This is a genomic window from Chitinophaga cymbidii, assembly GCF_007992715.1.
GTDB classification, from domain to species: Bacteria; Bacteroidota; Bacteroidia; order Chitinophagales; family Chitinophagaceae; genus Chitinophaga; species Chitinophaga cymbidii.
In genome coordinates, this window is record NZ_BKAU01000006.1 from 63,668 (window position 1) to 76,751 (window position 13,084).

General features: G+C 53.0%; 10 protein-coding genes. 4 read left to right on the forward strand and 6 right to left on the reverse strand.

Annotated elements, in window-relative coordinates; genetic code table 11:
- Positions 1–76: 76 nt before the first annotated feature.
- From CCY01nite_RS22970 to CCY01nite_RS22985, 4 genes are all read left to right on the forward strand, one after another.
- Positions 77–4,153: a carbohydrate-binding protein gene (locus tag CCY01nite_RS22970; protein ID WP_146866697.1), complete on the forward strand. Its 4,077-nt coding sequence runs from the start codon at positions 77–79 to the stop codon at positions 4,151–4,153.
- Between the two features lie 121 nt (positions 4,154–4,274).
- Positions 4,275–5,219 (forward strand): alpha/beta fold hydrolase, encoded by a 945-nt coding sequence (locus CCY01nite_RS22975; protein ID WP_146866699.1) that lies wholly within the window; start codon positions 4,275–4,277, stop codon positions 5,217–5,219.
- A gap of 83 nt (positions 5,220–5,302) precedes the next feature.
- Positions 5,303–6,805: a TlpA family protein disulfide reductase gene (locus tag CCY01nite_RS22980; protein WP_186831219.1), complete on the forward strand. Its 1,503-nt coding sequence runs from the start codon at positions 5,303–5,305 to the stop codon at positions 6,803–6,805.
- 121 nt (positions 6,806–6,926) lie between these two features.
- On the forward strand, positions 6,927–7,910 hold the full coding sequence (locus tag CCY01nite_RS22985; protein WP_186831220.1) for an Abi family protein: 984 nt from the start codon (positions 6,927–6,929) through the stop codon (positions 7,908–7,910).
- A 5-nt stretch (positions 7,911–7,915) separates the two neighbouring features.
- Here the strand turns inward: CCY01nite_RS22985 and CCY01nite_RS22990 are convergent, their stop codons facing one another.
- The 6 genes from CCY01nite_RS22990 to CCY01nite_RS23015 are packed head-to-tail and all read right to left on the reverse strand — an operon-like array spanning position 7,916 to position 13,083.
- Entirely contained in the window at positions 7,916–10,015 is a 2,100-nt protein-coding gene (locus CCY01nite_RS22990) for a M3 family metallopeptidase (RefSeq protein ID WP_146866705.1), read from the reverse strand.
- Positions 10,016–10,053: 38 nt separating this feature from the next.
- Positions 10,054–10,461, reverse strand: coding sequence for a monovalent cation/H(+) antiporter subunit G (gene mnhG, locus CCY01nite_RS22995; RefSeq protein ID WP_146866707.1), 408 nt, complete (start codon positions 10,459–10,461; stop codon positions 10,054–10,056).
- Complete coding sequence (locus CCY01nite_RS23000; RefSeq protein WP_146866709.1) at positions 10,458–10,730, reverse strand: cation:proton antiporter; 273 nt, start codon at positions 10,728–10,730, stop codon at positions 10,458–10,460. The genes mnhG and CCY01nite_RS23000 overlap by 4 nt, the downstream gene beginning before the upstream one ends.
- Positions 10,727–11,185, reverse strand: a complete 459-nt coding sequence (locus CCY01nite_RS23005) for a Na+/H+ antiporter subunit E (protein ID WP_222614477.1) — start codon at positions 11,183–11,185, stop codon at positions 10,727–10,729. Before CCY01nite_RS23005 ends, CCY01nite_RS23000 begins: the two co-directional genes overlap by 4 nt.
- A gap of 27 nt (positions 11,186–11,212) precedes the next feature.
- Positions 11,213–12,733 carry a proton-conducting transporter transmembrane domain-containing protein gene (locus CCY01nite_RS23010; RefSeq protein ID WP_146866714.1) on the reverse strand — a complete coding sequence of 507 codons (1,521 nt, stop codon included), beginning with the start codon at positions 12,731–12,733 and terminating at the stop codon, positions 11,213–11,215.
- On the reverse strand, positions 12,730–13,083 hold the full coding sequence (locus CCY01nite_RS23015; RefSeq protein WP_146866716.1) for a Na+/H+ antiporter subunit C: 354 nt from the start codon (positions 13,081–13,083) through the stop codon (positions 12,730–12,732). Before CCY01nite_RS23015 ends, CCY01nite_RS23010 begins: the two co-directional genes overlap by 4 nt.
- Position 13,084 lies beyond the last annotated feature (1 nt).

Genomic DNA, 13,084 nt, shown 5'->3' on the forward strand with positions numbered 1-13,084 from the left:
GCCCGTATCGTATCGTATTGAATAGTGTTGGCCCGAATCGAGAAAGAATCCTATCCACGTATAAAATGAAAACGTTATGAAAAACAAATTTACAACACTCCTCGTGTTGTTCAGTCTGCTGCTGTGCGGCAAGCTGAATGCACAATTTCTCCTGCTGGATGATATGGAAGGCAACGGTCCCTGCTCCGGCAGATGGACCTACTACGCCGGCGCCGGCGCTACCGGGAAAGTAGAGTTCGGCGTACCGAACCCGCAACCCTCCGGCCTCAACACCAGCTCACACGTAGCAAAATTCACCAAAGACACCACCTGTTTCGAGTACATGAGCGCCAACGTCAGCATGCCGGAAGCGTTTGATATCTCCACGAACAGCGTGTTCAAAATGATGGTGTACGCCACTACCAAAGACGAGATACTCTTCAAGCTGCAACCCGGTACCGACTACACGAAAGCCGTGTATTTCACCTACAAAGTCAGCCAGATCAACCGCTGGGAAGAAGCTACCTTCAACTTCCAGAGCGTCAGCCACCGCACGGACTTCAACTATATCGGTGTGCATTTCATCGATGGAAAGAAAGGAACCGGCACCTTGTACTTCGATCTTGTGCAGGCTCCCAATCCCACCAATATCACGCTCACCAGCACCACGGTGGAAATGGGGCAGGAGCACGGCGCCGTATTGCAGGCAGAAGTGAACGGCGATATTTTCAGCCCTACGCTCAACACCGCTAACTGGACGGCCCTCAACCTGCCGCAGGGCGTTACCATAGACAGTGTGCACCGCGTGAACGACACCATTGCCACCATCACGCTGAGCGGCAATTCCCCCATCAACTATTCCCGCACCACGCTGCAGCTGACCATAGCGGGAGCGGAGCTGCAAAATCCCAATACGGCGCTGTATACTGCCAAAGGGAATGTAGTGTTCGCCGGAAATCCCAACTGGACCATGATCTACCAGGACGAGTTCAGTGTGAACGGCCTGCCTGACCGCAATAAATGGACGGTAGACGCGAAGCCCAAAGGATGGATCAACGGAGAGCAGCAGGTATACACAGACACTACGCACGACAATATCCGCATCGTGGACGGCAAGCTCATCATCAAAGGGAAAAAGGATTTCCCGAACGGCACCACCACGGAGCCCTGGTCTTCCGGCAGAATGATCTCCCAGTACAAAATGGATTTCCAGTACGGCAAAGTGGAAGTTTCCGCCAAGCTCCCGCGCGCACGCGGCTCCTGGCCGGCCATCTGGCTCATGCCCACTACGAGCGCGTACGGCGCATGGCCCCGCAGCGGCGAGATCGACATCCTTGAACATATCGGTAATAATTACGGCAATGCCATGTCTACCGTACATACGCAGAATAACAACTGGATGAACGGCGGGCATCTCACCGGCTCGCGCAATATCCCCGATGCGGCGGACAACTATCACGTGTACGCCCTGGAATGGAGCCCGGATTCCCTGCGCTTCACCTATGATAGCGTGCACGTCTACACATATGCCAATCCGCATACAGACTGGAAAGACTGGCCTTTCGACCAGAAATTCCACGTCATCCTCAACGTAGCCATTGGCGGCGGCATGGGTGGTCAGATATTCGAAGCGGACTGGCCGGACAGCATGATGGTGGATTATGTGCGCGTATACCAGAAAGGATTGGGCACGCCGGTGCTGGATTCCGTGATGGTAACACCCAAAGACCTTTCTTTCGTGCCCGGTAAAACGCAGCAATACACCGCGAAAGCGCTGGACCAGAATGGTCATGATATGGCGATCACACCGGTATGGAGCATCACCGGCGCCGGCAATACGATCGACTCCACCGGTTTTGCCACACTGCAATCTTCCGGCGTGGTAACCGCCACGGCTACCGTGGATTCCGCGACGGTCTCCGGCTCCACGAACTTCAACGTGCGGCCTGTCAACTACAAGCCCATCCCCGCAAAGATCGAAGCGGAGAACTACGACAACTCCAATGTCTGCTGCACGGAACCCACGCAGGACACAGGCGGCGGGCAAAACGTAAGTTACATTGGCGCCGGAACCTGGATGGAATATGATATTGATGTGCCCTCCGCCGGAGATTACCGGCTGCGTTTCAGGGTGGCCGTCAGCTATAACACCAGCCTGAAAGTGCAGCAGGACACTGCAACGCTTGCCACCGTGAACCTGCCCGCCAGCGGAGGATGGCAGAACTGGATCTCCGTAGCCTCCGCGCCCGTGCATCTTGCGGCAGGCCAGCAAACCATCCGCATCTGGTCTAACGCCTCCGGCTGGAATTTCAACTGGCTGGAATTTGTGGATGCGGACGATATCACCCTCTCCCGCATCAGCATTGTGCCGGACAGTGTGTCGCTGATAGCCGGTACTACCAAGCAGTTTAAGGCAACAGGATATGATGCCGACAGCAATGTGGTATCCATTATACCGGCATGGTCGGTGACCGGCAGCGGCAACAGCGTGGATACAAACGGGCTTTTCACCGCGGGCCCCACTGCCGGCACTTACACTCTAAGCGCCGTGGCGGAATCAGTAACGGGAACGGCTATTGCAAAAGTGACGCCGGAGCCGGTGCTGACAAGACTGGAGATCAGTCCGGATACAATAACCGTCCCTCTCAACGCATCACAGCAATTTACCGCTACCGCATATGATCAGTTCGACAGTGTAATGCAGGAAGCGCCGGCCATCACCTGGACGACCACCGGAGCTGGCAACACCATTTCGGCAACAGGCATTTTCACCGCCAGCGCAACCGCCGGTACCTACACTATTACGGCCACTGCGGACACCATCAGCAGCACGGCCGTGGTAACTACCGGTTACGCCTGTACGGTAAATAACAAGCATGAAGCGGAAAGCTCTTCCAACTATGCTTCCGGCCCTTACCTCGAAACCTGCACGGACGTTGGCGGCGGGCAGAACTTCGCCGGGCTTAATTCCGGTAAATGGTTCGCTTATAACACGCTGAACGTTCCGGTAGCAGGCAGGTACAGGATCAGCCTTCGCGTGCTGTCCACCGCCGCATCTACTGTGAAGATCGGCCACAGCGGATATACTTTCGGTACCATCAGCATACCGTCAACCGGCGGCGTGTGGAAGACCGTTAGCGATACGATGACCTTGCCGGCATTGACTTACACCGGCGTTCACGTTACCTCCGGCTCCTTTAAGTTCAACTGGTTCAGCATCGATAACTGTGCGGATGAACCGCAGGTATTAACGAGGATCGTGATATCCCCGGATTCAGCGATCGTGGCGGCTGGCGGAACGCAGCAGTTCACCGCTACCGGGTATGATGCGGACAGCAACATGATGGCGCTGCCGCCGGTGACCTGGAGCGTGGACGGCAGTGGAAACACGATCTCCTCCACCGGTACGCTGACGGCTGGTCTTACTTCCGGTATGTTTACCGTAACAGCTACAGTGGACAGCATCAGCGGCACCGCAACAGCAGACATCCAGGCCAATGCCTGCACGGTGAATCAAAAGTACGAGGCGGAAACCGCCAGCGCGAAAGCCCCCGGTCCCTATCTGCAAACCTGTACCGATGTGGGCGGCGGACAGAACTACGCGGGCCTTTGGGTCAACGATTACTTCGCTTACAACAACCTGAACGTACCGGTATCCGGCGTGTACAATATCAGCTTCCGCGTATCTACCACCGCGCCCGCGCAGATCAGCGTAGGCCACAGCGGCATGCGGTTCGGTATCATTGATGTACCGTCTACCGGCGGCGCATGGCAGACGATCACAGACACGATCACCCTGCCCGCGCTGAGCTACACAGGCATACACGTATATTCCGGCACCTTCAAGTTCAACTGGTTCAGCATAGACAACTGTGCGCCGGATAGTCTTGATGCCGGCGGCATAGCCTTTGTAAAACAGGAAGAAAGCAAGCCGGTTTCAAAAACGCAGCTGTTCCCGAACCCCACTTACGGGCCGGTGAACGTGGACATTCCGGCTGATGCGTTTAAAACCGCAACGCTGCTGGACATGCAGGGCCGGATGGTGCGCCAGTGGAGCGTACCGGCGGGGCAGACAAGGTTGAACCTTGACATCAGTGCTTTCCAGGGTGGAGCGTACATCCTGAAGCTGGAAGGAGGAAAGGAAACAGCAACTTTACGATTGATCAAACTGTAGGTTATACCATTCCTGAACGGAAGGCGTGCCGGAGAGATCCGGTGCGCCTTTTTTATCACTTTATCCGGCTGTTTCATCACATTTGGCCGGCGGAAGCCAATAAAGCACGGAACTTTCCGGTATGAACTTCAACACATTTGACAGGCTGGTAAGCCGCAAAAGCGGTCATATCTATCGCTGGTTACTATTGCTGCTGCTTCCGGCCCAGTTTTCCATGGCACAAAGTGTCATGGTAGACGGTAAAAAGATGAATTATACAAGCTTTGGCCTCGAAAACCGTAAGCCCGGCGAGCCCGTGCTGGTCTTTGAAAGCGGCATGGGCTCCGGTGGCGGCGCATATGGCATGTTGTTTCCCGGACTTTCGGAAAAAGCCGCCGGCATCGCATATGACCGGAACGGACTGGGCGGTTCCGACATTGATACTACGCTTAAAAGCGACCGTGATGTGGTGATGCGGCTGCATCATCTTTTGGAAACATTGAAGATCGCGCCGCCTTACGTTCTGGTTGGTCATTCCCTGGGCGGCGCTTTCATTCGCCTGTTCATAGCTGTTTACCCGGACGATGTAGCCGGTTTGTTATTCATCGATCCTACCGATTTCATGCTGACAAAAAAAGAAGATGAGGAGATCAGAACGCTTTCAGGCAGTGCGATGGGGTACCGCGGCTTGTCCGCTTTTATGCAGAAGCGTTTTTCCGCGGATGCAACGAGAACAGCAGGGGAGCGGTATGAAATGGAACGGGTCAGGAATAACGGGTATTTCAAAGAATATGTTTCGCTTGCGCCGCTTCCCGATATCCCGGTTACAGTGCTGCTTGCTTATAGCCGTCCGGTGGAACACGGGGAGAAACTGCTGGCGGATGAACTGAAGATCAACATCGTGCCGTGGTTCCGGGAAGTAGACCGCTTCCGCATGCTGCATTTTACAGCGCTGATAGAGAAGAACCACAATAGCCGTGTTGTATTGCTGCCGGGGCGCAGCCACGGTATCCATCATCAGGACCCTGCACTGGGTACCGCCGCCGTGCTGGACCTGTACAATCAGGTGAAAAACGGGAAACGATGATTTCACAACACCATCTTATTCATTCATCACATTCCGTTCCCTACCGCCGCAACGGGTATTATCCTTGCAAAAAATTATCCGCCATGAAAAAATATCTTTCGCTTGTTCTCTTACTGTGTTGCACGCAGGTATGTCTGTCCCAATCCATATTGACCGGCAAGGTCAATGCCCGCATAGCAGGAGAGGTGGAGCTGAACATTTCCCGCGATGTATGGTATCAGTCCGCCAATTCGGTATATAGCAAAATTGCGCCGGATGGCACGTTCTCATTTTCTGTTCCGGGGGATGATCCGGTGTTTGTCACCTTGCATTATAACAAGAAGGAACAGCAGCTGCTGCTAAGCCCCGGCCGGCCTTTGCATGTTACATTTGCCGGGAACGACCTTCCCGGCACTATTCAATACACCGGCAAAGCGGCTGTTGAGAACGGCATGATCCACGCGTTCTTTCCGCCCCGCCCGTTTTTTATGAAGGAGTTCTCCGCTAAGAATGAATATGGAAAAATGTCTGAAGATTCCCTGCTGCATATATTGTTGCCGGCTATTCTGAAGGAAGCGGACAGCTTGCGGCAGCTCGTTAAAAAGTCAGCCATACCCGCTGATATCAGGGCTTCGCTTGCCACCCAGATCAAATATTATTATGCACTGAACATGGACGAATTTTCATCTGTGCTGAGCAGCTACACGAAGAACCCCGCCGTGCAGCGCTGGCAGGATACGCTGATGCACATTACAGGCATTCCGTCCATGCAGGAAATGGACAGAAGCCCATACGCAGGGTATTTCCTCTATGCCTGCGCGAAGTATGAAATGAGAAGGCTGGGCCTCATTTACCGGAAAGATAAGGCGCGGGGCCAGCAACTGCTGGTGGAAGCCACCGGCCTGCCCTTCGATTCGTTGATGCACCTGGCAAAGACATACGGCGATGAGATCATTGCGGTCCTGCTTGCCGAAAAGTCGATGCCCGCGCCGCAATTCGAGCGGCTGCTATCCAACCGCCTGATCTATTATTGCAACGACCAGGAGCTGCCCATGGCCCGGAAGCTCATGGCCGGCATCGATGAACATTTTGCCGCAGGAAAGGAAGCGGAAAACGGACATAAAGGGATCGCGGCGCTGGAAGCCATGCTGGAAAAGGGAAAGCAGAATACGGGCATCGCTTTCCGGAAAGACTACCGGGAGATATCCACGGTCAACGAGTTGCTGGCGCCCTACCAGGGAAAGATCGTGTATCTCGATATCTGGGGGACCTGGTGCGGCTGGTGCAAAGTGGAAATGGGATATGTGCCCGATCTGAAAACGAGGATGTCCGGCAAGGATGTGGTATTTCTTTATCTGAGCAATGACGATGAAGAGGCGGACAGGAAATGGCGGGAGTATGTGCAGCTGAACGGGATCACCGGGGAACATGTAAGGATGAGTAACGAACGTATTGAAAAGATATGGAAGGAGTTGTTGCCGGGTGAGGAAGCCAGGAAGTATCCTACGTATTTCATATTTGACCGTAATGGAAGGGTGGCGGTGAAAGAAGCGAAGCGGCCTAGTGATGGGGAGGCGTTGTATGCGCAGTTATCCGGATTGTTATAAAAAAAATCACCTGATTTTTTTGTGGGTTGATTTTTTATTCTATATTTGTGATGACATAGTCTGCCACCCCTCTGTTTCATGGGCAAATCTGGCAGGCTCTTTTTTTTTATACCACCTCGTTATGAATATGTTTGTAGCCCCTTCTCTGACTATATCAGAGCAAGTGCAATTATTTAAAGACAGAGGTTTGATTATTGCATCAAACGATGTCGTTGAACACTGGTTATCTCATATCAGTTATTTCAGGTTAAATGGTTATGCCAACAAACTTAGAAATCCGGAAACCGGTGATTTTCTCCCTGGCTGTACTTTTGAGCAGATCACGAGGCTCTACCTGTTTGACAAGCATCTGAAGCTGGTATTGTTTGATGCAATAGAAACAATAGAGGTCGCTTTCAGAACGCTGATATCAAACCAGATGTCTTCCGTGTATGGGGCGCATTGGTATTTGAACAGGGAACGCTTTTTGCCTACGTTCAGGTTTGATGACTTTATCGCGTATCTGCAACGAAGTATGATAAATAGTGAAGACCCCGCGATAAAAAGATACAGGAAAAATTCCAATGACTTGCCCACTCTTCCCTCCTGGATAGTGATGGAGCTGCTGCCTTTCGGCTCAATATCAAGGATATTCGAATACCTCTCCGCAAGAGATGTCAAACATCATATTTGCAGCAGGTACAATTTGCCTGATAACATCCTTGTCAACTGGCTGCATTGCTTTTCCCAGTTGCGAAACAGATGCGCGCATCATGGTCAGATCATCTACAGATCAACCGCGAAAACCATTGTTGTACCCACGGGGAACAGATACAGGTTTTTAGCGGAAACGGAGGGGCTGGACGGAAGTAAACTCTACAGTACATTATGCTGTATCCAGTATCTTGTAGAAAAGATAGAACCTTCATCTTCCTTTAAACGTATGCTTTTACAACTGGTGGAAGACAATCCGGAGATAGATTACGGATATATGGGATTTCCTCCAAACTGGCGGTTGGAGCAGATCTGGCATGTGCTTTGGCAATGGCTTATGCCTGATGAAACAGATATGCCTGAAATAGAAGCAGGCTGGCTGCCATTGACCAGCCTGTTCTATGCAGATTGAATTTTTTATTTATCCAGCCCGCGGTTCTTCAGCAGGAACTTCACTTCCGGCGCCCGCATTCTGAATGCTTTATAAAGATTCATCGGATCGTCCGTATCGCCTTTTTCCAGCACGTTCCTGCGGAACGATGCGGCAGTGGCGGGATCAAAGATGTCGCCGGTTTCCTTGAACGCGGCGAATGCGTCGCTGTCCAGCACTTCAGACCAGATATAGCTGTAGTATCCCGCGGAATATCCGCCGGAGAAAATATGCTGGAAATAGGTGCTTTTGTACCGCGGCGCGATCTGGTCGATCAGGCCGAGCTTTTCCATTTGCGTTTTCTCGAAGCTCACCGGATCTACCTGCTGGCCCGCGGGGAGGGTGTGATAGCCCATGTCCAGCAGGGAAGCGGCGAGGTATTCCACGGTGGCGAAGCCCTGGTTGAATTTGGAAGCGCTTTTCATTTTTTCTACCAACCCGTCGGGTATGATCGCGCCGGTTTCATAATGTTTGGCGTAGAGTTGCAGCACCTCTGGCTCAAATGCCCAATGTTCCATAATTTGAGAGGGCAGCTCTACGAAGTCGCGCGGCACGGAGGTGCCGGAAAGGGTTTCGTATTTTACGGCGGAGAGCAGGCCGTGCAGAGCGTGACCGAATTCATGGAAGAATGTTTCCACTTCATCCGGCGTCAGCAACGCAGGCTGATTGCCGTTCGGTTTTGAAAAATTGCATACGATGGACACTACCGGTGATACGCCTGCGGCCTGTTTGCGGTAGGAGGTCATCCATGCGCCGCCGCGTTTGGAAGTGCGGGGAAAGAAGTCCATGTAGATCACACCGATGTGTTTGCCATTGGCTTCCTGCACTTCATAAGCCATCGCATCGGTATGATACAGCGGAATATCCTTAATGGGCAGGAATTTCAGGCCGTACAGCTTTTTAGCAACGGTGAAAATGCCTTCGCGCACGTTCTCCAGCTTGAAATAAGGCCGCATGGCCTCGGCATCGTAGTTGTATTTTTCCTTGCGTACTTTATCCGCATAGTAAAACCAGTCCCAGGCTTGCAGCTGCTCACCTTTTCCTTCGCGGTCCATTACTTTCTGCATTTCCGCGGCTTCCTCTTTCGCAACCGGCAGGGCTGCATTCCACAGGCGGGTCAGCAGCTCGTTCGCCTGCGCCGGTGTTTTGGCCATGTTTTCTTCCAGGATGAAATCCGCGTGGCTGGCATATCCGAGCAGTGCGGCCTTGCTGGCTCTCAGCATGGCGATCTTTGCCACGATCTCTTTATTGTCTTTGTCGTTGCCCTGGTTGCCGCGGCTGGTGTACCCCTTGTACATGATCTCCCGCAGCCGGCGGTTGTCCGCATATTGCAGGAAGGGCATTACGCTGGCGTTGTGCAGGGTGAAGCGCCATTTGCCGGGCTTGCCGGCTTCTTTCGCTGAGTTGGCGGCCGCTTCTTTGAGCGACGCGGGCAGGCCGGCGAGGTCTTCTTCCTTGTCTACGATCAGCTCGAAGCTGTTGGTTTCCGCGAGGAGGTTCTGGCCGAAACGTACGGTCAGCAGCGAGAGCTCTTTGTTGATCTCCCGCATTTGCGCCTGTTTGTCCGCGTCCAGGTTGGCGCCGGCGCGTACGAAGGATTTGTAGGTTTTTTCCAGCAGGCGTTTTTGTTCGGGCGTGAGCTTGCCGGGCTTGTTATGTACGGCCTTTATCAGTCCGAAGAGCACGGTATCCAGGTAAATATCGTCGCTGTGCTGCGCCAGCTTGGGCGCCATCTGCCGGGAGATATTTTCCAGTTCCGGGTTGGTATTGGCGGAGGTGAGATTATAGAAAACGGTACTGACCTTCCGGAGCAGCGCGCCGCTTTTTTCCAGCGCAACGATGGTGTTTTCGAATGTTGGCGCTGCTTTCCGGATAACGGCAATATGGCCGTTCTGCGCTTTGATCCCTTCCTCAAAGGCCGGGATGATATGCTCCGGCCTGATCTGGTCGAACGGCGGTACGCCGAACGGTGTCTGATATTCCTTTAAAAAAGGATTGTCTGTTGCGGGCGATTGCGCCGCCGCTGCTGTTCCTGTCATCATACTTACTGCTAAGATCAGGTTCTTTGTTGTGTTTTTGATATGCATGTCGCGTATTTTTCAATGGTTGGTTTCCGAAAGATGGTTCAGAATGTTTGCTCTTGTGCGTTTTCGCTTCCGGGGCCATTCCGCCGGGGATTGTCTCCGCTTTCAAGGCCATGGGTGGTTTTATCATATTTTCCTTTCAATTCATCCAGCACCGATCCTTTCCACTGTTTCACGCCGATGAAGTGCGCGGCCCTGCTGATCATATGACCGGCCACGGGCGTGGTCAGCAGCAGGAAGAACACGATGGCGATGGCTTTGGTATTGACCGAAATGTCGCCAAAGAATACGGCCGCGGCCATCAGCAGCAAACCGGTTCCCAGGGTAGCGGCCTTGATGGTAACGGACAGGCGGAGGTAGAAATCGGGCATCCGCACAATGCCGATCGCGGCGATCAGGATCACCAGCGCGGCAACCGTACACAGGACCATAATAATGATATCGTTCATTTTTCCTCCTTCTTTTCAAGATAATAAGAAAATGCCACCGTGCCCAGAAACGCGATCAGCGCGAGGATCATCGCGTCATCAAGGAACGTGGCCTGGCTTGTAAAAATACTGTAAACGGTGATAACGCCGATGCCGATACTGATCAGCAGGTCCAGCGCGATCACCCGGTCCGCAATGCTCGGCCCTTTGAAAAAGCGGTACGCTACCAGTATAACAGACAGGCAGAGCATCGGCATGACCACGTAAAAAAGATAATCGTTCAGGCTCATCGTAAAATATCTAAAAGTTTTCTCTCCAGCCCTCCCTTGATCTGCCGGATAAAATCATCTTTGTCAGCCAGGTACATCACATGGATGTACACCACTTTCCGGTCGTCGCTGACATCGAGTATCAGCGTGCCGGGCGTGAGGGAGATAAGGTTGGTAAGGATGGTGATCTCCAGGTCGGACTTCGCATCCAGGGGATACCTCACGATGCCCGGCTTCATGAAGAACTTAGGGGTGACCACGTCGTACGCCACCTGAATATTGGCTTTCAGCAATTCGTACAGGAAAAAGAACACGAAGCTGATCACCGCGGGCACCCGGCTGAAGTAGCGTTTCCCTTCTCCTTTCTGCGCAACGATCCAGAGCACGAGATAGCTCAATATGAAGCCGAATGCAAAATTATAGAACATCAGCTGCCCCGTGAGCGCTACCCAGATGAAGGTCAACATAAGATTCATCAAAAACTGCTTGACCATAATCCACTGTTAAAAGTTAACGATCTCACGGCCCAGTACTGCCTTGATGTAAGGAGCCGTGTCTTTCAGGTCCGTTGCAATGCGTTCGGACAAACGGGCGATGTGTTCCGCGCCAAAGCCGATGTACAGCGATACCGCCGCCAGCACCAGCACAGGTGTGACGAGCAGGGAACGCCTGTACCAGGACATGGCGGAGAAGTCGTCCGTTGGCGGAACTTCCTGTACGGGCCTGGTTTTCCAGAACGCATCTGACCACAGCCGCGCGATCACGAACAGCGTGATGAAGCTGGCGATGATCATGGCGATCAGCAAATACCAGGTGTCGGTGGAAAACGCCGCGTCGAACAGCCAGATCTTCGGCCAGAACCCCGAAAGCGGCGGAATCCCCACCATCGAAAACAACACCACCGCCACCAGCAGCGACAGCTTCGGATAATCCGCATAAAGCCCCCCGAGCTTGTCCATATTCGTAGTGCCGCTGATCTTGTACATGATCCCCGCGGCCAGGAATATATTCGTTTTCACAATGATGTCGTGAATAAGATAGAACACCGTTCCGGCCAGCGCTTCACTGGTATGCATGCCCAGCCCGCCTATCAGAAAGCCGATATGGCATACGATGAGGTAAGAGAACAGCTTGCGGATATTCCTTTTGATAAAAGCCCCGAAAGCGCCGGTAAGCAAAGTGGCGGTAGCCACGATGGTGAACATGGTGGCGGTAAATTCATCCGGAATGAATATCAGGGTGAATACTCGCAGCAATGCATACACGCCCACTTTTGTCAATAGCCCGCCAAACACGGCGGCGATGGCGGACGGCGGTGTATGATAGGAGGAGGGCAGCCAGAAGTACAGCGGAAATACGGCGGATTTGATGCCGAAGCCCAGGAAGAACAGCAGCCCGGTTATATTCACCAGCCCGCGGTTTTCGATCTTCGCCATTTTCAGTGAAAGATCGGCCATATTAAGACTGCCGGTGAGTCCATATAAAATAGCCACTGCCGTCAGGAACATCACGGAGGCCAGCAGGTTCAGCGTTACGTATTTGATCGCGCCTTCCACCTGCGGTTTCCGTCCACCCAACGTCATCAATACGAAAGAAGAAATGATGATCACCTCGAACCATACGTACAGGTTGAAGATATCGCCGGTGAGGAAAGCGCCGTTCAACCCCAGCAGCAGAAAATGAAAGATGGGAAAGTAGCCGTACTGTATGCGGTGCCGGCTGATGCCAACCGTAGAATAGATGCTCACGGCCAGCCCCGCGATGCCCGCCAGGAGGATCATGGTGCTGCTGAACACATCCGACACAAAAGTGATCCCGAAAGGCGCCTGCCAGTCCCCCGCCTGCATGGTGAGGTAACCGGCCCTCCATGTTTTGATGAATAACCCGATGCTGAAGCCAAGTATAAGGATGTTGCCCGCTACGCTGACGGCCTGCTGTATCCTGACCTTGCGCCAGAAGAATATCAGCAGCACGGCGGTGAACAGGTGTGCGATAACGGGTAGTATGATGCTGTTGTCTGTCATATGTCGGTTTCCGGTGTGGTGAGATCGTTCAGATCATCCGTTTCAATTAATACGTATACTCTTTTCAACAGCACGATGGCAAAGGCTTGTAAGCCGAAGCTGATCACGATGGCCGTGAGGATGAGGGATTGCGGAATAGGATCTGCGTAAATGCCGCTGAGGATCTTTTCGCTTTCGCCGATGATGGGCGGCTTGCCGGTGGTGATGCCGCCGAGCACGAATATCAGCATGTTGGCGCCGTTACCAAGCAATATCAGCCCGATGAGCAGCTTTACCATGCTGCGCCGCAGCATCATGAAAATGCCGGTAGCATACAGTACGCCGATCAGTATGATCAATAATAACTCCATA